A 24,316-nucleotide genomic window follows, 5' to 3' on the forward strand; every position below is an offset into this window, starting at 1 on the left:
TGTATGCTGATAAAGGGTACCTCTCTAAGGAACTAGCTGAACTACTATTCGATCAGGGGTTACATTTAGTGACAGGAATAAAAAATAATATGAAGAATGTGCTGATGACCATGCGAGATAAAATCCTATTGCGAAAGAGGTCTGTCATAGAGACTATCAACGATCAGCTCAAAAATATCTGCCAGGCAGAGCATTCCAGACATAGAAGTTTTGGTAATTTTATTACCAATCTTATAGCTAGCCTTATAGCATATTCCTTTCAGGATAAGAAACCAGCTATTAAATTTGAAACTCAAAAAACCAATCAAGTGGCACTTTTCTACTAATACTTAAATCGAACTCAGGTTTAAAGGCTTGATGAAGATTCCGGAATTGGATTCGTTTTAGATTGGTCGGGGTACTTCATAAGCCTTCAGTTAGGCCACCGGGAATCTGTGGATATTGATTTGTTTACAGACGCCATTGTTTATTTCAATTGAAAAATATATCATTTTAAATTAATTAACAACAGTATCCCTATTCCGTGAATTACCCTCGGGGAACAGGGTTTAACTCGGTTTAAAAGCAGAGGGCGGTTTACCATACTTTTCTTTAAAAATCTTCCGGAAGTATTTTGCGTCACCAAAACCAACTTCATAAGCAGCTTGCGAGATGGTGAATTTTTCCTTTTTTATTAAATAAGCTGCGTGCTCAATTTTTATATTTCTTATGTATTCATTGATGTTTTGACCTGTTATTGCTTTGATTTTTCGGTAAAGGGAAGATCTACTCATACCTATTTTTTCTGAAACAACTTCTACGGTCTTAATACCTTGCTGCATATTATCAAAAACTATTTTGTGGAATTCAGATAAAAATTCTTTTTCTAGATCTAATAGCCTTTTTTGATCATTATCCTCTTCAGATAAATTAGATTCTGCAAATCGTTGTAGAAGCTTTACCCGGTTTTCAATAAGATTAGTAACTCTTGCTTTAAGCACCTGTACATTAAAGGGTTTAAGCATATAATCGTCAGCGCCTTCAGTATAGCCGGTTTCAATCATCTCAAAGTTACTTTTAGCAGATAATAAAATTATGGGAATGTGTGAAGTTTCCTTTTTATTTTTTATAAAATTACAAAGGTCAATTCCGCTTTTGACGGGCATCATAATGTCGCTTATAATCAGATCTGGTATATAGTTTATAGCTTTTTCAATACCTTCTTCGCCGTCTTCTGCATGAATGAGGTCATATTCCTGAGCTAACGTACTATCCAGAAATTCTAGAATATCTGGGTTATCATCAATGAGTAGGATAAGCTTTCTTTTATTTTCTGGAGAAGCAAGAATGTTTTTAACCTCTCTTTTTTCAACGTTTAAATTATTAGTATTGATCTGGTGTTCAATTAATTTTTTATCATCTAGTGGGTAATTGTTATCGGTGAGATACTCATCAAGTAAGCTTTCATCTTTAGGAATATATAAAGTAAAGACGCTTCCTTTTCCTTCTTTGCTAGTGACTTCTAGCGTTCCTTTATGTAGCTCAGCAAAACGCTTAGAAAGGGCAAGACCAATGCCGCTTCCATCTTTTTTAAGAGAGGTATTAGACTGATAATACCATTCAAATATATTATTTAGATCTTGGGCCTTAATGCCGCTGCCATTATCGCTAACCTTTAAGATTAACTGTTGTTCATCTTGCGTAAGTTCAACGTATATTTTTTCACCTTTTGGGCTGTATTTAATAGCATTTGAAACAAGGTTATTGATAATTACTTGAATTTTTTCTAAATCACAATAAACACGAAGAGGTGTCTGAGGCATTGTGATAACTAACTCAATACTTTTTTTCTTTAGCAGCGGATCATAACTAGCAAGCCAGTTGGCCAAATTCTTAGTTAAGTTGTATTGATTAATGTGCAATTTGCTTAAACCCTTTTCACTTTTTCTAAACTCAAGCAGTTTGTTTATAAACTGTAACAGGTTGTCTGCATTGCGTTTTATGAGTTTTAAGCTTTTACGATGTTGTTTGTGTACGGTCTCTTCTAGCAGGGTTTCTAAAGGAGCTAATATTAAAGTTAATGGAGTTTTTAATTCATGAGAAAAGCCGGTGTAAAATCGAATACGCTCTTCATTTAATTCGTTTTCAAGTTGTCTCTGTTTTTGCTCAAAAACTAAAGAATTTTGAAGCTTAATACGCTCTGCATAATAATTGAGACTTATCCAAAAGAGAAATATAAATACAACTATATAAAGAATGAATGCTGGTATTGTTTTCCAAATGGGAGGGAGTATAGTAATTTTTAAATCTTTAAAAATTGCAGGATTACCTTGGTTTTGAGCTTTGATTTTTAAGGTATAATCACCTGGTGTAAGATTGCTGAAATTAATTCGGGTTGAATTTTTTAAATCAATCCAGTGATTATCATAGCCTTCTAAGGAGTAAGAGTAATTTGTATTAGATGCAAATGGATAATTTAAGTTTGTGAAATCTAAAGAGAAATTAGTCTGGTCATGGTTTAACTGAATTTTTTCTGTGAATAAAATAGATTCAGTCAAAAGACTTTTTGATTCTTCTGGTTTTATAGGAACATCATTATCAAAAAGTTTAAAGTTCTTTATAATAATATTATTTTTAGGAGCACTAACTTTTAATTGTTCGGGTTTAAAAACATTTAAGCCTTTGTTACCACCAAAGTATATATGACCAGATTTACTTTTAAATGTAGCCCCTATGTTGTATTCACTCTTTTGAATGTTATTGAAAGAATTTAAACTTTCTACCTCTCCTTTTTTGTAATTGTATTTAGTGATGCCTTTATATGTGCCTAAGAATATAGTTTCGTAATCATGAACTACGATACTATTTACAGTATTGTTGCTTAATCCGTTAGCTTCGGTATAATTTAAAGCAGTTTCATCATCCTCATTAAAATGAATAACCCCTCCATATTTTAAACCTGCAACAATACTATCGTCGTTAAGAACTTTGATGCAAAAAACTACATTATTAGTTAAGCCTTCTAGGTTTCCATTATAAAATGATTTTACGTCTCCTGTTTTAGGATTAAACCTTATGATTCCATTTCCATACGTAGCCATCCATAATACGCCGTGACTATCTTCATCAATGGCTCTAATATCCATACGACTTGAAATCTTATCTAGGTCACTGCTGTAATTAAATGTATTCGCGTTATCGTCGTATTTAAACAAACCGCCTCTATTTGTACCTACCCATACATTTCCATTTTTGGCTTGAAATAAGCATCTCACGTCGCTACCGTCTTTATTCTCACCTTTGAGGTAATATTGCCAGTTTTTTGTTTTTGTGTTATATCTATTAAGTCCGCCTTGGTAGGTGCCTATCCAGATATTTGCATTAGAATCTTCAAAAATTGTATTGATATGGTCTGTTGTTAAGCCATTTTTTTTACTCATAACACCATGATTAAAAAGACCGGTTTCTGGGGAATATGTATCAATACCTCCGCCATCTGTTGCTAAGTAGACCTTTCCGTTTTGCGATTCAAACATTCCGTTAATACGGTTATGTACTAACTTTTGACCACCCATCAGGTTGTTTTTTATCAACTTTATAGGCTCTCCAGAAGGATCAACAAAGTTGACTCCTGCGTTAGTACCTATCCACATAAAACCATTTCTATCTTTCTTTAAAGCATTAATAGAGGCATTGTAAACACTTGTTCCGTTTTCTTTTGGGGTGTATTTTATAACATTAAAATCTTTTTTGTCTTTTGTTATAGCATCTATATCAAATACATTAAGACCTCCTTTATAGGTGCCTACCCATAATTTTCCCAAATTGTCTTCTTCTATAGCTAAAATTTGATCATTGCTTAGTCTTTGAGAATTTTTACCTTCTGTTATATTTATTTGCTCACCAGAATTTAAGAGGCCTATTAAACCTTGACTTGTACCAACCCATAAATTATTATGGCTATCAACAAAAAGAGTGTTGATTTGAGCGACAGTTTCATTATTTATCTTTAGTGGTATATGTGTGATTTTATGGGATTTTAAATCAAATTTATCTAGCCCATTATCAAAAGATCCTACCCACAAAGTCTCTTTTTGTTTGGTCATGCAAGAGACTTTTACAGAAGCTAATCCATTAGTGTTTTGATCTCCTTGACCATAATAAAGTTTTTCCTCGAAGCCTTCATATATAAGTAACCCCTGGTTATATGCTCCTACAGCGTAAGTACCATCACCAAGATCTTCATAAGAATTGATGCTTTGTCTTAGGTATGGATTGTAATTGTTGAGTAAATCAAATTTTTCAGTTCTTTGGTTATAAATATTAAGACCACCATCTGTTGCTAAAATGATTTCTCCAGCTTCGTTAACTGATACATCTTGGATGTAATTATTACTCAGCATGGAGTTCTCTCTTCTGTAGATTTTAAAATCTGCTCCATCATATCTGTTAAGTCCGTCAGAAGTTCCTATCCAAATGAAACCTAAAGAATCTTGCTCGATAGTTTTTACAATATTGTTAGAAAGTCCTTGCTGTGTATCGAGGCTATAAAATGTAAGTCTGTTACTAAGTGGAAAAGCTTCTTGATCATCGTTTTTTTGAGCAAAAAGAAAAGTGTTGACTAAGCCTGTGATTAACAAAAAAAAGTATTTTAAATTCATGTTAATGTCAAGTATTTAATTTTTTGAAAAATTAAGAAATAATTAGGGATTTAAATTTCGTGATGACTATTATTTAATAAATTAAGCTATTTGTGAGCAATTTGACCGCATACCCCCCTAAATTTTATTGATATAGCCCTTCTTAATAACTCTTAAATGTTAGAAAATTGTGAAGGTTGTTTTAAGTATTTGTAGTGAACAGCTATAAATTAAAAATAACACAGAATATCAAAATTGATAATTAAGGCTATAAAACCAAGTTGATGAGATTTTTACTTATTCTTAGTTTAATAATTACACAAAGTTGCACAGGGCAAAATCTAAATAATTCTTCATTTACTCCTGGAGATATTTGGAAAGATGCAGATGGCAATCATATAAATGCTCACGGAGGTGGTTTTTATTACGAAGATGGGACTTACTTCTGGTATGGGGAACATAAAAATCAAAACAGTTTAGCACAGGTTGGTGTACGTGTTTATAGCTCTGATGATTTATATAACTGGAAAAATGAAGGAGTGGCATTGTCTGTAAGTACTGACCCTAATTCTGAAATTACAACAGGGTCTGTAATAGAAAGACCTAAAGTTATTTATAATAAGAAAACTGATAAGTATGTAATGTGGTTTCATCTAGAATTAAAGGGTCAAGGCTATGCTGCCGCTCGTACCGGTGTAGCGATAAGTGACAATCCTTTAGGCCCCTTTAAATACATTAAATCATTTAGACCTAATACTAAGATATGGCCTAAAAATATAGATGATTCAGAGAAAGTTTACAATGAAGAAGATGAAAAGTTAGAATGGTGGACACCAGAATGGAAGGAATCTTTAATCGATGGCTTATACGTACGTAGAGATTTTAAAAAAGGACAGATGTCAAGAGATATGACGGTTTACGTTGATGATGATGGTAAAGCTTACCATATACACTCTTCAGAAGAGAACCAAACCTTACACATATCACTTCTTACTGATGACTACCTAGATTTTACAGATACTTATGTACGTGTTCAGAAAGGGGGACAAAATGAAGCTCCTGCAGTTTTTAAATCAGGAGATACATATTATATGATTACATCGGGTTTAACAGGCTGGGATCCAAATCCTGCTAGATCATTTAAATCAAAATCCATGTTAGGTCCGTGGAAAAAATTGGGTAATCCGGCGGTAGGTGAGGAATCAGAATTGACCTTTAGCTCTCAGAGTACATTTGTTTTGCCTGTTTCAGGTAAGAAAGATGCTTATATCTATATGGGGGATCGATGGAATCCTAAAAATCATATCGATGGGAGATATATATGGTTACCAATCTCTGTAAATAACGAGGAACTAGAATTTAAATGGCACGATGAATGGGATCTGTCGATTTTTAAAACGCTAACACCTTAACAATTTACAAGTTTGACTATTGGATTTTAGAGATATCTCAATCGATTTAGTTTTAATTTAGAATATAATAATAAATAAGAAATTTTAGAATAATCAATTAATAAATAGATAATTATGGATAAAAAAATCGAAAAATATCAAGTATATCTTGTGAACCCATTAAAGTTAAAAGTATCGAAAAATAGTTACTAATTAAGAGATTCAGATTATGATTAAAAAATATTTAATGTACCAAAAAGCTGGAATAATTCTTTTACTTTGTTTGCTACTCAATTCAATGTCCACAGATCTGTATGGAGCTGCTTTATCAACAAGTCTTCCTCAAAGAGTTATTAAGGGAACCATTTTAGAAGGGGATAGCAGCACACCACTCCCTGGAGTAACTATAGTTGAGAAAGGCACCAATAATGGTACAAGTACAGATTTTGATGGAAAATATTCTATAACTGTGCCAGCTGGAGCTACTCTAGTATTTACTTATGTGGGCTTTGTTAGTCAGGAAATGGTTGTGGGAGATGAGTCTCAAATAGACTTGACTTTAAGTCCTGATATGGATACTTTAGAAGAAACAGTTGTTATTGGTTTTGGAGGTAAACAAAAAAAGGGTAGTGTTGTTAGTTCTATAACAACAATCAACCCTAAAGAATTAAAGGGTCCAACAAATAACCTTACAACAATGATGGCGGGTCGTGTATCTGGTATGATTGCTTATCAGAGAACAGGAGAGCCAGGAGCAGATAATTCTGACTTCTTTATTCGTGGGTTGAGTACTTTTGGTTCTGGAAAGCGTAGTCCTTTAATTTTAATTGACGGCATAGAGTCTACCACAACAGATATGGCTCGTATTCAACCCGATGATATAGAGAGTTTTTCAGTATTGAAAGATGCAGCAGCAGCATCAGTATATGGTGCTCGGGGTGCAAACGGGGTTGTTTTAATTAGTACCAAAAGTGGTAAAGCAGGAGAAACTCAGTTTAATTTTAGATCTGAAACACGAGTTTCGGCAAATACTAAAAACTTCAATTTTGCAGATAATATAACATATATGACGCTCGCAAATGAAGCAGCCCTTACGCGTGACCGTAATGCGATTCTGCCTTATTCTCAAACTAAGATCGACAGAACTGCTCAAGGAGGTAATCCCTTATTATATCCTAACAATAATTGGATTGATCAACTTATCAAAGACTATACAGTAAATCAAAGTTTGAATTTAAATGTAAGTGGTGGTAGTGAGAAGGCAAGATATTATGTTTCTGGAACCTATAATATAGATAATGGTGTGCTTGATGTTGAAGGTATAAACAACTTCAACAGTAATATAAAACTTCGTAATTATTCTATAAGAAGTAACATTAATTTACAGCTCACTCCTACTACTGAAGCTATCATAAGAGTTTCAGGTCAATTTGATGATTATAATGGTCCTGTAGGAGGTGGTCAGGCAATTTTTAATAATGCTGTTTGGTCTAATCCGGTTGCATTTCCTGCAATTTATCCTTCAGAATTACTTCCTTTTATAGAGCATCCTCTTTTTGGAGGAGCACCTACAGGCGTTGCTTCTGAAACGTTGTTGAATAACCCGTATGCTCAGATGGTAAGAGGGTATCAAACAAGAAAGACTTCTACTATTCGCCCACAATTAGAATTGAAACAAGATTTATCTTTTATAACAGAAGGTCTTAGAGTGCGTACAATGGGATATCTGAGTAGATACTCTACATATAATGTTTCTAGACAATATAATCCGTTCTTTTACAGCTCGTATTTAAACCCTGTTAATGGTGATATTGAACTTCAAGTTTTAAATGACGGTAGTGCTAGTTCTATAGGTACTGTAGGACAAGAATACTTGGGTTATAGTGAAGGTGAGAAGTTATTAGATTCTAGAATATATAATGAGACCGCTATCAATTATGATAGAACTTTTGGCGAAAAGCATGCTGTTTCTGCAATGTTACTTAATTTGCTATCCAGTTATGAAAATGGAAACTCTGGTAGTGTGCAAAGTTCTTTAGCGAGTAGAAACCATGGTGTATCAGGACGCTTTACTTATGCATACGATAACCGCTATATGTTTGAGGGTAATTTTGGATATAATGGTTCTGAGCGTTTTGCAAGAGGCAGTAGGTATGGTTTCTTTCCTTCGGCAGGTTTAGGATATCGTATTTCTAATGAGAAATTCTTTGAACCTTTAAAGGATGTTGTATCTAATTTAAAATTTAGAATTACTTACGGTTTAGTAGGTAATGATCAGATAGGTAATACTTCAGATAGGTTTTTCTATCTCTCTAATGTTAATTTGGATGATGGTAACTATGGTGTAAGTTTTGGTCAGGACTTTGGGTATTATCGCAATGGGGTTTACATCTCAAGATATTCAAATTATGATATTGGTTGGGAAGAATCAGAGCAAGTAAATTTAGGAGTAGATATAGGACTGTTTGGAGATCTTAATATCGTAGCAGATATCTTTAGACAGAATAGAACAAATATTCTACAGACTAGATCTAATATAGGTTCTGCTCTGGGTTTAACAGCTACTCCACAAGCAAACTTTGCTAAGTTAGAGAGTTATGGTCTTGACCTTACTGCAGATTACAACAAGCAGTTGGGAAAATATTTATGGACGCAATTGAGAGCTAATTTTACCTATGCAGATAATGAGATTTTAGAATATGATGAGGTCGATTACCCGGAGAATTTAGCATACAGGTCGCAGATAGGTCAAAACGCTTCTCAGGTTTATGGGTATATCGCTGAACGTCTTTTTGTAGATCAGGAAGAAGTAGATAATTCCCCTACGCAGTTTGGCGATTATACCGGAGGAGACATAAAATATCGTGATGTTAATGGAGATGGGGTTATCTCACAGAGTGATATGGTGCCAATTGGTAACCCTACTACTCCGAAGATTATTTATGGTTTTGGAGGTACAATAGGTTATAAAGCCTTTGATTTGAGTGTGTTCTTTCAAGGATCTGCGGGTTCCAGCTTTTTCATCAACCCACAGAATATTTCTCCTTTTGTTATAAATGGAGGAGCACAAAATGGACTGCTCAAAGTTGTAGCAGAGGATTACTGGTCAGAGGAGAACCGTGACGTTTACGCATTTTGGCCCCGTTTAAGTCAGACTTTTATAGAGAATAATAACCAGACTTCCACTTGGTGGATGCGTAACGGAGATTTCTTAAGATTAAAAACTTTAGAGGTTGGCTTTAATGCTCCACAAAAATTTCTAGAAAAATTTCATATTAAAAGTTTACGTCTTTATGCTAGCGGTCTTAACCTGGCTGTGTGGAGCAACTTTGATTTATGGGATCCTGAAATGGGAGGTAACGGTTTAGGATATCCTATTCAATCGGTATACAACTTAGGCTTACAAGTAAACTTTTAATTAGCGATGATGATGAAAGAATTTAAAACAGTTAAAATGAAAACATTAACTATGAAAAAATGCTCACTTTGGAAAAAGCTGGGTGTTGCTATTGCTATTCCAATGATGTTAAATTTACAATCTTGTGAAGACTCATTTTTAGATGTAGTACCAGATAACGTAGCAACAATTGATCAGGCTTTTAAATTGCGCAACGAGGCAGAAAAATACTTGTTTACTTGTTATGCTTATATGCCTAGAAACGGGAGTCTGATTCACAATCCAGCCATGTTAGCCGGAGACGAAATGTGGATACCTGATCAGCGACAGGCACTGACTATTTATTCATTAGATATAGCAATGGGTAATCAACGTGTTTCAAATCCGTATTTTAATGCATGGGACGGGTATTATGATGGAGGTGGTCCTGGAGATGGATATAACCTCTTTGATGGGATACGACATTGCAATATATTTATTGAAAATTTGAGTGACGCTAGTAAGGTTCCTGATATTCAGCCTAGTGAGCGGGAGCGTTGGATTGCAGAGGCTAAATTTCTCAAAGCTTATTATCATTTTTATTTAATGAGAATGTATGGTCCCATACCAGTTATGAGAGAGAATATTCCTGTTGATGCGCCAAGTGAGGTCTTAGATGTTAGTCGTGATAATTGGAATGAGAGTATCGCATATCTTGTAGAGTTATGTGATGAAGCTATCGCTATTTTACCTCCTTCTATAACTGATATAAATTCAGAACTAGGTAGAATCACAAGACCGATTGCATTGGGTTTAAAAACACGTATTTTATTAACAGATGCGAGCCCTTTGTTTAATGGTAATTCAGATTTGGCCAGTTTAGTAAATAAAGATGGTACGCAATTATTTAATACAGATTATGATGCAGCAAAATGGGAATTAGCAGCTGATGCAGCATTAACGGCTATCGAAGCAGCTGAGGGTGCGGGGCATTCATTGTATGAGTTTCCGGGTTCAGGTTTTACCCTAACAGATACTACGACTCAAAAGCTAACCATAAGGAATGCAGTGTCAGAACGTTGGAATTCAGAAGTGATCTGGGGTAATACGGTAAGTAGAACGGGTGAAATACAATTGAACTCAATGTCGCCATTAGATATTACTCACTCGCAAAATAATGCACGTAAGGTTATGTCTCCAACACTTAAAATAGCACAACAGTTTTATACTAAAAATGGTGTGCCTATTGATGAAGATACTACATTAGACTTTAGTGATATTCTTGAGTTGAGAGAAGCAGGTGCTCCCGAAAAGTATAATATAAAACAGGGTTATACCACTTCTATTTTAAACTATGACAGAGAACCCAGGTTTTATGCAGATTTGGGTTTTGATGGATCCATATGGTATAAATATGATAGCGGAAATGATGAGACTAAATTTCATATAAAAGGTAAATACAATGATTATGCAGGAAGTAATACAGCCTTCTTCTTTAATATGACAGGCTATTATGTTAAAAAATTAGTGAATTGGAATCAGAGTTTTGGAGAATCATCTGCATCTTATAGAGATTATGCGTGGCCAGAATTAAGACTTGCTGACCTATACCTTATGTATGCCGAAGCTTTAAATGAAGTGCAAGGCCCGTCTCCAGAAGTTTTCGAATATTTGGATAGAGTTAGAGATCGAGCAGGTTTAGATGGTGTACAGGAATCTTGGGCTAATTTTTCTTCAAATCCTAATAAGCCTAATTCTAAAGAAGGGTTGAGAGCTATTATTCATCAGGAGCGCAATATTGAAATGGCCTTTGAGGGAAGTCGATTTTGGGATATCCGCAGATGGAAAGAAGCTTCTCGAGAATTTAATGAGCCTATACGTGGGTGGAATGTTTTTGGAGAAGATGATGCATCCTATTATCAAATTAGAACTATTTTCCAACAGCGATTTGTTTCGCCACGAGATTATTTCTGGCCTCTTGCAGAAAACACATTATTACAAAATTCAAATTTGGTTCAAAACCTAGGTTGGTAATAAAATAATAAAATTAAATAGAGATATTATGAATTGGAAATTTTTAAAAAAAATGGGTTTGTACCTGATCGCTATTATGTTTATAGTGGGCTGTTCAGAAGAAGATGTTAACGATCCTTTAGAAAGTAATTCAGAAAAACCGGGTCAGGTAACAGATATCATGGTAGAAAACTTAGCAGGAAAAGCTAAGTTGAGTTATACACTACCTAAAGATCAAGATCTTTTATATATTCAAGCAGATTATGTATTGGAGAATGGTAGAGAAATGAATGTAAAATCATCGTACTATAATAGTTCTTTGATATTAGAAGGGTTCTCTGGTAATTCAGAAGTTGATATTTCGGTTACAACCGTTAACAGAAGTGAAGTTCAATCAGATCCCGTTATGATAACCATAGCTCCTAATCTGGCACCTATATTTGATATATATGAGAGTTTAGAAGTGTCACCAGCATTTGGAGGTATTTATATTTCTGCAGACAACCCAGACCGAGAAGACATCGCCATCCTTGTAATGGAAGAAGATGAGTACGGTGACTGGGTTACTTTAGGAAACAGTGTTTATACATCTACTAATGAAGTAAAAAGTACCCTTAGAGGGATGGACACTATAAACAAGAAGTTTGCTATTGCAGTAAGAGATAGGTGGTTAAACTATACAGACACTTTGTTTGCAGAGGTAAAACCACTATTTGAAGAGGCAATTCCTAAGACTGGTTATAGAGGAGTTAGATTACCTAATGATGCACCATTTCACCCATCAACTTCTTTAGAAGGTCTGTGGAATGGAAATTCATGGGATTGGCCTCAAATATATTTGACAGCATCAACATACACAGCATCAAATCACATATTCACTTTTGATATGGGGGTACAGGCTAAGCTTAGTAGAATAGTTATATGGGATTATCCTGAATATTTCAATGATAGATCATATTACTATTTGGCTTGTCCTAAACGTTTTAGAATTTACGGATCAGATGTTTTAGAGACATCGGGAGATCTGTCAAAATGGACTTTATTGGGCGAATATGAAGAAGTTAAGCCTTCTGGTCTTCCTTATGGGCAGCAAACTAATGAGGATTTTGAAACTGCAAGGTCAGGTTTTAGTTGGGATATACCTATAGATATGCCGAAGGTAAGGTATATAAGAATCGAAAATTTAGAGAACTGGGCAGGAGGTAAGCAGTTTGCAATAGCTGAGCTGCAGGCATATGGTAACTCACAATAATAACACAAAATAGTATTCTTATGAAAACTTATAAAAAACAATTTTTTCTCTTGCTATGTTTTGTGGCATTAGTTGTTGCAGCTTGTTCAGACGAGATGGAAGATTATAGAAAGTTCACTGATGGTGGTGAAATTAGTTATACAGAAAAATTAGACTCTGTAAAAGTATTTACAGGAAGAGAAAGACTGTATTTGCGCGGAGTACTTAATGCAGATCCTAAAATTACAAGTTTTAGAGTGTATTGGAATAATAAAGCTGATTCTGTAGTAGTACCGGTAAACCGTACAAAACCAATAGATACATTAAGTGTATATATAAATGATTTAGAAGAAAATATATATAACTTAGAGGTACGCACTTATGATGAGGAATTGAATAGTTCTATTCCAGTAAATATAACAGCAGAAGTATATGGGGAGCGTTATCAGGAAACGCTTTACAACAGAACTGTCATTAGCAATGTTTTAATCGGAAATGATTTAACGGTTAGTTATTCATCGATGGATTTAACTACAGGAGTTTTAGGTACAGAAATTCAATATACATCGAGCAATACCTCTGAAATAGAAGAAGTATATGTGCCTATTGATTCAGCGATGGCTTTTATTGAAGATTTTATGAGTGGTTCAGAATATCAATATCGAACTATTTTTAAACCAGAACCTACAAGTATTGATACGTTCTATACAGATTACAAAAGCTATACTCCAGAACCAAAATTAACAGATCCTCCTTATCTTTTGAATAGCTCTTACCCTTTTGAAATTTTAGAAGGAGGCAGCAGATGGGGAACTCCGTTAGGTTGGATACATAATGAAGCTGCACTCAGTCACGATGGTTATGGTGCTTTAGATGGTGAATTATTTGATCTGGAAAGTGGATGGGGTGAACCTGACCTTATAAACGCTAAAGTTTATCAAACAGTGATTTTACCCGCAGGTACTTATGCATATTCAATAAATATTGCTGAGACTAATTATGAGGGGGCAGATAATAATTTAGACAAAGCGTACTTCACAGTTGCAAAAGGGCCTCAGTTACCAGATGTATCAGATGTTGAAACATCTCCTATGACTTTGGCGTTTGAACGTGTTAATAAAGCAAACGGACTAAACAGGTTACTTGCGTTTACTTTAGAAGAAACAACGCAATTATCTATTGGTGTTCAGACAACAAATGATGCAGGAGCAGGTAGATTTCTTAAAATTAATTCATTTGAGTTAAATCAATTTTCTAAAGCTCCATACCTAAAAAATGCTTCAGCACCTTACAAATTAGCTTCAACTGGAAGTCGATGGGGTACGCCTGCCGATTGGATACATAATGATGCAGCAATGAGTCATACAGATAACGGACCTCAAGGGGCATATGATGGGAACTCAGCAAAATGGGATTTAGAAAGTGGTTGGGGACAACCTAATATCGTGAATGGTAAGGTTTATCAAGTTTTATTTTTAGAACCAGGGACATATACTTATACGGTGACAATTTTTGCAACAAACTATAGTGGTACTCGTGGCACTTCTGACCAGGCTTATTTTGTTGTTGCTAAAGGTAACACCTTACCGGATGTAGTTGACGTAGAAACAGCGGAAGAAACGCTAGTCTACGATAGGGTTGACTCAGCAAATGACAATACAAGAATTTTAAGTTTTACAATTTCAGAACCAACTAAAGTAGCTATAGGAGGAGAAACTACTAATGCAGAGGGGGTAGGTCGTTTTTTACAAGTGGAGTCATTTAAACTGGTAAAACAATAAACAGGTCATTTTTTTTAATTGAAAACAGGAAGCAGTTAGAATCTGCTTCCTGTTTATAATAGTATAGCTCTAAATCATGAAATCATCTTATATAGAAAAACTTTATTTACTAGGAATAATATTAGTTTTATTTTCATGTTCTGACGAAAATAATAATGATTTGGCATCAATAGAAAAGCCAGATATTGAGGTAACGGGTCAAGTTCCCACTGTACAGATTGAACAGGTTATAAATATTCTTGAGTCTTCAATGACGATTACAGCATATATAACAGATAATGGAGGAGCATCGGTATTAAGCCGTGGAATTTCGGTATCAGTTAAAGAAGAGCTTGCAGAAAGCGATACACAATTTGCTGCAAATACTGTCAAAGCTTCAGGAGAGTTTACTACAGATATTTCTGGTCTTAAAGAAAATACAACATATTTTATTAGAGCATACGCTGAAAATAAAGCAGGGATAGCCTATGGAGATGTTATAAGTGTAGTAACTAAGGCTGAAGTAAAGCCGGTTATAATTGTTGACTCTGAAAGTTTTACATCTCAAGATAAATTTGATGAGACTTGGAATATGCTGTACCCGTGGGGATCAGATCATAATGGGTCTGCCCGTATGTTTTCTGATAACGTATCTTTAAAAGAAGGGGGTGTTTTAGAAATAATAGCAAAGTGGACTAATTGGGAATGGGAGGGGTATAGCACAGCAGATCCTCATTTACGTATCACTTTTCATTCCGGAGCAATACATGCTAAAGATAAGATACGTGTTACAGAAGAATTACCCTATTGGGAGATAAGTGGGGAATTTATGGCACCAACTGTTCCCAGTTCATGGCCAGCATTTTGGATAAGTGGCTCAGATTCTTGGCCTCCAGAAGTAGATATTTTAGAATTCAAAGGTACCACATCTAATTTACAAAATACAGTTACTGGTCCGTCTTGGGATAAGACAATATGGACAACTGTTTTAACAGATGTTCCTGATGCGGCAACAAGCTGGCACAGTTATAAATTGATTTTGCGTCGTATTGATGAGATAGATACGGCTGTTAATATGTATATAGATGGAGAGTTGAGATCTAGCGAGATTAAAGATTACACCAATAAACCGTTTTGGCTAATTATTAATATGCAAATGGAAGGAGCTAGCGGAGCAACTAATGATGAGAGTATAGTACGCTCAGAAGATCAGGTTTTTAGTGCGCGTAATATTAAAGTTGTGGCAACCCCTCAAGCTCAAAATTAAAAAAACACTTAAGTTATGAGATTAAATATGAATATAATATATATAAGCAGATTAGCATGTTCAATACTGTTTATTTTCACTTTATTATCCTGTAGTAGTTCTGACAATACAGATGATGTGATTATAGAGTCAAGACCTACTCCAGAAGAAAATATTGTACAAGCAGTATTAAGTATTCAAGAGGTATCAAATATAGATACATTCAATGCGATTGTACATGCTGCTGTAACTGATGATGGTAATGGCAGTATTTCTGAACGAGGTATTTATTTAAGTACCACTCCTGACTCAAATGAAGGAGACAAATATTTAGCCTCGAGCGTTAAAGGGTCTGGTGAGTTTACGGTGAGTCTAACGGGTTTAAAACAGGTAACTACATATTATGCTAAACCTTATGCTGTAAATGAAGCAGGTGTAGTTTATGGCGATGAGGTTAATTTTAAAACATTAATTGCAGAGTCAGCCTTATTTAATCCGGAAGTGATCTCAATATCTGGTGCTCACGATATTTTTGTAGAAGTAGAACTTATAGATCGTGGAGATTTACCCATTACAGAAATGGGAGTCGTGTGGGGAACTGAAGAAGTACCAACAATAGATAACAATAAAATAATTCACGCTACTATAGAAGATCATTTTAAACAACGTATAACAGATCTTGAAGAGCAGTCGGTATATTTTATTCGTCCTTATAAGATATCTGATGGTGAAGCAGTTTACGGAAGACAGATGATTATTTCTACCATTCCAGAGGGTAATTTTACTTGGTCTTTTAATGGGACTTTAGATTTAAGTAATCCTATTCACGCCCGTATAAAGAGTGCTTTTGATGAGGCGACCTGGTACTTTAATAACTTCACTTCAATAACTAAGCATGTCACGGTTAATTATTCACCAGGCACTCCAACAGCTAATGCTAATTTTGACGGGTGGATTAATATGGGGCCAGTTGAAAGTTACCAAAGAACAGGTACAGCATTACATGAAATGGCTCATTCAGTTGGTGTAGGAACACATTGGAAGTATGATGATTTATTTACAGATAATCGTTATAATGGAGAAAGAGCTGCAGAAATCATACAATTGATGAGCGGTGATGATGAGGAATATATTAGAAAATCAGGTGTTCATTTTTGGCCATATGGTATTAACGGAGCTCATGAAGATACGGGTGAAGAAGACTTATACATTACCCACTGTTTAATCTTACAGGGAATGAAAACTGATGGGCTACCTTCAAATTAATAAATTCGAAAGCTGTTAGTTATAAATGTTATTTGTACATTTATAATTTATTCTTATGAGATTGTTTTACTTAAAGTTTTTAGTTCTTTTGATTAGCAGTATAAGCATATTTTCTGCTTGTAAAGGCTTGTCAGATGTTGCTTTTAAAAAAAGTATTATTGGTTCTGGTTGGGCAAACAATTCTATTAATACAGTTATTTTTAGGCAAAATGCGGTAACGACTCATCGTAACACTCAGTTTGTTGCATATTATGACGCTCAATCCTATGTTACTCTTGCTAAGAGAACACTTCCAGCCGGGGATTGGGAAGTGCATAAAACTCAATATACCGGTAATACAGCAGATGCGCACAATGTCATTAGCATAGCAGTAGATGGAGATGGGTATTTGCATATAAGTTGGGATCATCACGATAATGAATTGCGATATGCTGTAAGTGTAGAACCTCTTAGTCTAGTATTAGGAGCTAAAAAGCAAATGACAGGTATTGAAGAGGGAAAAGTTTCTTATCCACAATTTTACAATCTAAAAAATTCTGGAGACTTAATTTTCATGTATCGGTCCGGGCAATCGGGAAGGGGGATTTTAGTAATTAATTCGTATGATATTAAAACAGGTGTCTGGTCGCAATTACACCAAAATCTTATAGACGGCGAAGGTAAACGTAATGCCTATTGGCAAGCTTATGTAGATAAACAAGGAACGATACATGTTTCTTGGGTTTGGCGTGAGACTTGGGACGTTAGTACCAATCACGACATTGCTTATGCAAAATCTACAGATGGCGGAAAGACTTGGACGCGTTCTACTGGCGAAGCTTATGAATTACCCATTACCCAAGAGACCGCAGAAAATGCCTGGGAGATTCCTCAAAATAGCAGTTTGATCAATCAGACCTCGATGACAACTGATGATGCAGGGAATCCGTATATCGCAAATTATTGGAATGTAGAAGGAAAAACACAATACCAAATAGTTTATCTGGAAAACGGAATTTGGAAGAAACAACATACAAGCTTTCGAGATTCAGGATTTGACTTAGGAGGTGGCGGAACTAAAAAAATACCCATTAGTAGACCAGAGATCTTTGTTCAAAAACAAAAATCCGAAAAAACTGTTTATCTGCTTTTTAGAGACGATCTGCGTGAGAGTAAAATAACAATAGCTTATAAAAATTTAGCTTCTCAAAAAGATTGGAAACTACAAGATCTAACAGATATAAGTGTAGGAGATTGGGAGCCCAACTTTGATAAGCAATTATACAAACAAACCGGAAAAGTGCACATCTTTCAGCAAGAAGTCATACAGGTTGATGGCGAAGGCTTGATTGATAAAAAAGCCACACCGGTTCAACTTTTAGAATTAGACAATTTACCCTTAAACTAAAAAAGCTTTTAAAGCCAATTTAATAATCGATGAGAAAAACACTAGTTAGCATTTTCACCCTGTTCACTCTATATAGTTCAGTGGCCCAAAACCAGCAAAATGAATGGGAAAACCCAACAATTGTAGACCGCAATAAAGAAGAAGGACGTAGTTTCTTTTTTCTTTATGATAGTATGAAATCTGCAGAAAGCCGTACTCCGGAGAATTCTACACTTTATAAAAGTCTCAATGGAACATGGAAATTCAATATTGTAAAAAATCCAGAATCTCGCCCTCAGGATTTTTATAAAACAGATTTTGACGCGAGCAATTGGGATGAAATAGCAGTTCCTTCAAATTGGGAAACCGCAGGTTTTGATATTCCTATTTATACAAACGTATCCTATCCTTTCAAAAAGAACCCGCCATTTATTGATGGAGCTTACAATCCGGTAGGGAGCTATAGAACAAGGTTCAACGTTCCTGAAGATTGGGATGATAAAGAGGTGATTTTAAGTTTTGGCTCTATATCTGGTTATGCGCGCATTTTTGTAAATGGAGAAGAAGCTGGTATGACTAAGGCTTCAAAAACTCCTGCAGAATTTGATATTACAGATTTGCTTAAAAAAGGAGAGAATTTACTGGCAGTACAAGTTACTCGCTGGCACGACGGGAGCTATCTTGAAGATCAGGATTTCTGGCGTTTAAGCGGCATTGAGCGTAACGTTTTTCTTCAGGCTATGCCAAAAACTACAATTTGGGATTATAAGGTAGATAGCGATCTAGATGCTAATTATAAAAACGGAAAGTTTCAAGCAGCTGTAGACATTCGGTCTTTTGAAAACAGTAAAGTTAAAAATGCACGTTTGCAAGTAGCACTTTTTGATGAAAACGGAAACTTGATGTATGCAGAAAAGAAAGCTGTTCCTCGTGAGGGTGGAAAGGTTTCTTTTGAAAAAACAATTCCTAATGTTGATAAATGGAGTGGAGAAACACCTACACTATATACCTATAGTTTTAAACTTGAAGATAAAAAAGGAAATACACTTGCCGCAACCCGCGGTCGCACCGGTTTTAGAAAAGTAGAACTTAAAAACGCTCAGCTTTTAGTAAATGGTAAAGCTGTTACGGTTCATGGTGTAAATCTTCACGAGCATCATCCAGATAAAGGTCACGTGCCAGATTTAGAAATGACACGTAAAGATTTTGAATTGATGGCTCTTAATAACATCAATGCGGTGCGTATGAGTCATTATCCACACGGACAGCAGGTTTATGATCTTGCAGATGAATTTGGCTTTTACATTGTAGATGAGGCTAATATTGAAACTCATGGAATGGGAGCAGAATGGCAAGGCAGAATAGATGAGGATAAGCATCCGGCATATTTAGAAGAGTGGGCACCGGCACATTTAGACCGTATTAAGAGAATGTATGAGATGGATAAAAATCATTCATCAATTATCTTATGGTCTATGGGTAATGAGTGTGGTAACGGTCCTGTTTTTTATGAAGCTTACGATTGGTTAAAAGCTACAGACCCTACGCGACTGGTAACATTTGAACAAGCAGGTCAAAACCGCGATACAGATGTGGTAGCACCTATGTACCCTGGTATACGCAGTATGAAAGAATACGCAGAACGTACCGATGTTACACGACCATTTATTATGTGTGAGTATTCTCATGCAATGGGTAATAGTAGCGGAAACTTCAGAGAGTATTGGGATATTATAGACAGTAGTCCGCATATGCAAGGTGGTTTTATTTGGGACTGGGTTGATCAGGGATTGCGTGCAGAAACTGAAGACGGTAGAGAATTCTGGGCGTATGGTGGTGATCTTGGTGGAGAAGATTTACAAAATGATGAGAACTTCAACGCTAATGGATTAATTACGGCAGATCGTGAGCCGCACCCTTCGTTAGCTGAGGTTAAAAAAGTATATCAGAATATAGAATTTGATCTTGACGGAAATACACTTCAGGTTAGTAATAAATACAATTATACCAATCTTGAAGAGTTCAATTTTATATGGAAGTTACTTAAAGATGGTAAAGAGGTTTCAAACGGTGCATTTAACGTTTCGGCAGCGCCAAATACTAAAGAAAATGTTGAGTTGAACCTCCCGGAAACTACAGATGGTGAGTATTATCTTAGTGTTTTTGCTTCTACAAAATCGGGTTCTGCATTAGTACCAGCTGGATATAATTTAGCTAGCGAACAATTTAAAGTAGGTGAGACAGACTTTTTTGCTGAAACTAAAGAAGTATCAGCAGAAGCAGAATTGGTTTACGAGCAAAAAGGAGATTCTTTGATTTTTAATACAGAAAGCGTAACTGGAATCTTCAACTTAAAAACCGGTAAAATTCAAGAATATAAACTGAAAAATGATGCGTCTGTAATCACACAATTTCCGCAGCCTTATTTCTGGAGAGCTCCTACAGATAATGATTTTGGTAATGGGATGCCTAAGAAATTAGCAGCTTGGAAAGAAGCAACAAAAAATCCTGTTGTTACAAAAACACTTGTTGGTTTAAAAACCGAAAAAGGTCTTCCTGTTACAATAACGTATACTTTACCAGATATCGCGGCAACTTACAGCGTTGCTTATTTGATTGAAAATTCAGGAGCTATAAAAATTACTGCTCATATTGAACTTCAAAGTGATGAAACACCAGAGATGCCTCGTTTTGGAATGCGATTAGTTTTGGATGGTGATTATGACAATTTAGCGTATTACGGTCGCGGACCTTGGGAAAATTATTCAGATAGAAATGAATCTGCTTTTTTAGGGATTTATACAGACAAAGTAGAAAATCAATTTACATGGACGTATATCCGTCCACAGGAGTCAGGATATCATACAGATACGCGTTGGTTAACCTTAACTGATGCTTCAGGAAATGGTTTGAAAATAGTAGGAGATCAACCGTTAGGTTTTAGTGCGCTTGATGTTTCTACAGAAGATCTTGATCCTGGCATGACCAAAGCACAAAAGCATCCAACAGATTTAACCGTAGAAGATAAAGTATTTCTTCACGTAGATCTTAAACAACGCGGTTTAGGTGGACTTAACAGTTGGGGACAATATCCTTTTAGAGAATATAGATTAGAGGACAAAACGTACTCATACAGTTATACAATCTCTTTATTTTAATACGTGATAGATGAAAAATATAAGCTTTAAGAAAGTAGTTCAGATTTTAATTTTAATAACAGCACCTTTAGTTTGGAGTCAAGATACGCTTACCCGTGTTACGAGTCCAGATGAAGGCTTGGTAGTTCAGCTTAAGCTTAAAGCAAGCAACATTTTTTATTCAGTAGAACTTGATGGCGAATCTTTTTTGGAAGATTCGCCTTTAGGCTTAATGACTTCGATAGGAGATTTCACAAAAGGATTGACTTTTGAAAATTCAGACATACAAACTATTTCTGAATCGTATGAATTGAAAAATGCTAAAGTGAATCAGGTGAGTTATACAGCAAACGAACTTGTAGCAACTTTCACTAATGCTAAAAAAGATACCTTAAAAGTAGTTTTTAGAGTTGAAGATAACGATATCGCATTTTCTTACAAATTAATAGGAAAAGATCTGAATACTAAAGTTAAGATCTTATCTGAGGCTACAGGTTTTAATTTACCAGACGATGCAACTTCTTTTATTACGCATCAAGCCTTACCGTTAACAGGCTGGGAAGAAACCAAACCTTCTTATGAAGAAGAATATACTTTTGATGAAAAATTAGGAACTCCGTCACAATATGGTGTGGGTTATACGTTTCCTGCATTATTTAAAAATGCAGAGCAGGGTTGGGTTCTAATTTCTGAAACCGGAGTAGATGGAACGTATCCCGGTTCGCGATTGGGAGAATCTACACAAGACGGATTATTCCCGCTTGCATTTCCTCAAGAAGGTGAGAATAACGGTATAGGAGAAGCTTTTGCAAGTATGGCAATGCCTGCTAGCACACCATGGCGTACCATTTCTATAGGAAAATCATTAAAACCTATTGTTGAGTCTACTATTGCTTTTGATGTTGTAGAGGAACGTTACGAGGCATCTGTAGATTATAAAATGGGTAAAGCAACCTGGAGTTGGATCGTTTGGCAAGATGCCAGTATGAATTATGACGATCAGGTACTATTTATAGATCTGGCTTCAGAGATGGAGTTTGAGTATATTCTTGTAGATGCTAACTGGGACTCTGTAATTGGTCGGGAGCGTTTTGTTGAATTGGTAAACTATGCCAAATCTAAAGATGTCGAAATTTTACTTTGGTACAACTCTAACGGCTTTTGGAATAATGCGCCACAGACTCCACAAGATTTGATGAATACTGCCTATAAACGCCAAAAAGAAATGGCGTGGCTTCAAGAAATAGGAGTTAAAGGAATAAAGGTTGACTTCTTTGGTGGAGACAAGCAGGTAACCATGCAGCTTTATGAAGATATTCTTACTGATGCTAATACCTATGGTCTTGCAGTTGTCTTTCACGGCTGTACATTGCCTAGAGGATGGCAACGTATGTATCCTAACTTTGTTTCTTCAGAAGCGGTATTGGCTTCAGAGAATTTGGTTTTTACACAAGAAGCTTCAGATATGCACGCGTTTAAAAGCACGCTGCATCCGTTTATAAGAAACTCAGTTGCTTCGATGGATTTTGGTCCCGTATTCTTAAACAAAAAGCTTTCGAGAGATCAGAAAGGAGGCTCTATTCGTAAAACAACAGAAGCTTTTGAATTAGCAACAGGAGTTCTTTATTTTTCACCTATTCAGCATTTTGGTTTAACACCTAATAATCTAGAAGAACAACCTGATTTTGTTTTAGACTTTTTAAAAGAGGTTCCTACAGTTTGGGATGAGATCGTTTACGTAGGTGGCGAGCCGGGAGATTATGCAGCAATCGCCCGTCGAAAAGGTGATAAATGGTATATCGCAATTACAAACGGTGAACAAAAAGATAAAACTTTAGAGCTGAATCTTCCTATGTTGAAAAATACAGAACTTACACTTATCTATGATGCAAAAGATCGCTCTGCTGCAATAAAATCGGTAAAAGTAAAAAAGAACGGAAAAGTTAAAGTCGATGTTTTAGGAGAGGGTGGAGCTGTATTGATAAGTAATTAATTCTGAAAAATAGAAGAGGTAAATGAATGAGGTAAAACTTTTAAAATTCAGCTTAAGTATTCTTATCGTTATGTTTTTTGGAGGTTGTAAAAATCAAAAAACACAAACAGCTACTGAAACTATAAATATTCCGTCAGGCTATAAATTAGTTTGGCAAGATGAATTTGATTCAGGAGAAAAGCCTAATCCAGAGTTCTGGTCATACGAATACGGCTTTGTTAGAAATAGCGAGTTGCAATGGTATCAGGAAGATAACACATTGGTGAATAATGGTTTGCTAAGCATTACCGGAAGACAAGAAGAAGTTAAAAATCCACAGTATGATTCTGCTAGTGATAGCTGGAAGAAAAATAGAAAAGTGGCAGAATACACTTCTTCGAGCATCAATACCAGGGGTAAATTTGATTTTAAATACGGCATTCTAGAAGTACGTGCTAAAATAGACACATCTAGCGGAATGTGGCCTGCAATATGGACATTAGGAGTAGATAGAGACTGGCCTTCAAACGGCGAGATCGATATGATGGAATATTATCAGATTGACGGAAAACCCCACATTCTGGCCAATGCCGCCTGGGGTGATAACTGGCAAAATGTGTCGTGGGACAGTACCCAAATTCCCTTTACTGAGTTTTTAAAGAAAGACCCGCAATGGCCTAAAAAATTCCACATTTGGAAAATGGAGTGGACTCCTCAGTTTATCAAATTATATCTCGACGACGCGTTACTTAACGAGATTGATTTAGCCAAAACGCAAAACCCGGATGGCTTTAATGGTTTTCACCAACGGCATTATATGTTACTCAATCTGGCGATTGGTTCCAACGGTGGAGATCCATCACAGACCCCTTTCCCTAAAAACTATCAGGTAGATTATGTTAGGGTTTTTCAAAAATCAGATCAAAATTTATAAGTAAA

13 protein-coding genes are annotated in these 24,316 nt (G+C 35.6%); 12 read left to right on the forward strand and 1 reads right to left on the reverse strand.

The window, feature by feature from the left end; genetic code table 11:
* The coding region (locus tag BUB91_RS16695; RefSeq protein ID WP_139250541.1) for a transposase at positions 1 to 326 on the forward strand (326 nt) is incomplete at its 5' end.
* A gap of 222 nt (positions 327 to 548) precedes the next feature.
* On the opposite strand, the gene BUB91_RS16700 is transcribed toward BUB91_RS16695, so the two are convergent.
* Positions 549 to 4,619: a hybrid sensor histidine kinase/response regulator transcription factor gene (locus BUB91_RS16700; protein WP_241652643.1), complete on the reverse strand. Its 4,071-nt coding sequence runs from the start codon at positions 4,617 to 4,619 to the stop codon at positions 549 to 551.
* A 284-nt stretch (positions 4,620 to 4,903) separates the two neighbouring features.
* On the opposite strand from BUB91_RS16700, the gene BUB91_RS16705 reads away from it, so the two are divergent.
* From BUB91_RS16705 to BUB91_RS16755, 11 genes are all read left to right on the forward strand, one after another.
* Positions 4,904 to 6,031: a glycoside hydrolase family 43 protein gene (locus BUB91_RS16705; RefSeq protein ID WP_073100424.1), complete on the forward strand. Its 1,128-nt coding sequence runs from the start codon at positions 4,904 to 4,906 to the stop codon at positions 6,029 to 6,031.
* Between the two features lie 226 nt (positions 6,032 to 6,257).
* Positions 6,258 to 9,428: a SusC/RagA family TonB-linked outer membrane protein gene (locus BUB91_RS16710; protein WP_073100425.1), complete on the forward strand. Its 3,171-nt coding sequence runs from the start codon at positions 6,258 to 6,260 to the stop codon at positions 9,426 to 9,428.
* Between the two features lie 36 nt (positions 9,429 to 9,464).
* Positions 9,465 to 11,420 carry a RagB/SusD family nutrient uptake outer membrane protein gene (locus BUB91_RS16715; protein ID WP_241652646.1) on the forward strand — a complete coding sequence of 652 codons (1,956 nt, stop codon included), beginning with the start codon at positions 9,465 to 9,467 and terminating at the stop codon, positions 11,418 to 11,420.
* 28 nt (positions 11,421 to 11,448) lie between these two features.
* Positions 11,449 to 12,651 carry a DUF5000 domain-containing lipoprotein gene (locus tag BUB91_RS16720; RefSeq protein ID WP_073100426.1) on the forward strand — a complete coding sequence of 401 codons (1,203 nt, stop codon included), beginning with the start codon at positions 11,449 to 11,451 and terminating at the stop codon, positions 12,649 to 12,651.
* A gap of 20 nt (positions 12,652 to 12,671) precedes the next feature.
* On the forward strand, positions 12,672 to 14,411 hold the full coding sequence (locus BUB91_RS16725; protein WP_073100427.1) for a DUF4998 domain-containing protein: 1,740 nt from the start codon (positions 12,672 to 12,674) through the stop codon (positions 14,409 to 14,411).
* A 76-nt stretch (positions 14,412 to 14,487) separates the two neighbouring features.
* Positions 14,488 to 15,657, forward strand: coding sequence for a glycoside hydrolase family 16 protein (locus BUB91_RS16730; protein WP_073100428.1), 1,170 nt, complete (start codon positions 14,488 to 14,490; stop codon positions 15,655 to 15,657).
* Positions 15,658 to 15,684: 27 nt separating this feature from the next.
* Positions 15,685 to 16,902 carry a hypothetical protein gene (locus tag BUB91_RS16735; protein WP_073100429.1) on the forward strand — a complete coding sequence of 406 codons (1,218 nt, stop codon included), beginning with the start codon at positions 15,685 to 15,687 and terminating at the stop codon, positions 16,900 to 16,902.
* Positions 16,903 to 16,957: 55 nt separating this feature from the next.
* A complete protein-coding gene (locus BUB91_RS16740; RefSeq protein WP_073100430.1) occupies positions 16,958 to 18,289 on the forward strand; it encodes a BNR repeat-containing protein in 1,332 nt (443 codons plus the stop codon).
* A 29-nt stretch (positions 18,290 to 18,318) separates the two neighbouring features.
* On the forward strand, positions 18,319 to 21,426 hold the full coding sequence (locus BUB91_RS16745) for a beta-galactosidase, LacZ type (RefSeq protein WP_073100431.1): 3,108 nt from the start codon (positions 18,319 to 18,321) through the stop codon (positions 21,424 to 21,426).
* Between the two features lie 10 nt (positions 21,427 to 21,436).
* Positions 21,437 to 23,398 (forward strand): glycoside hydrolase family 97 protein, encoded by a 1,962-nt coding sequence (locus BUB91_RS16750; RefSeq protein ID WP_073100432.1) that lies wholly within the window; start codon positions 21,437 to 21,439, stop codon positions 23,396 to 23,398.
* A gap of 22 nt (positions 23,399 to 23,420) precedes the next feature.
* Positions 23,421 to 24,311, forward strand: coding sequence for a glycoside hydrolase family 16 protein (locus tag BUB91_RS16755; protein ID WP_073100433.1), 891 nt, complete (start codon positions 23,421 to 23,423; stop codon positions 24,309 to 24,311).
* The last annotated feature ends 5 nt before the right edge of the window (positions 24,312 to 24,316 follow it).

It is taken from the genome of Leeuwenhoekiella marinoflava DSM 3653 (assembly GCF_900129005.1).
Taxonomy (GTDB): domain Bacteria; phylum Bacteroidota; class Bacteroidia; order Flavobacteriales; family Flavobacteriaceae; genus Leeuwenhoekiella; species Leeuwenhoekiella marinoflava.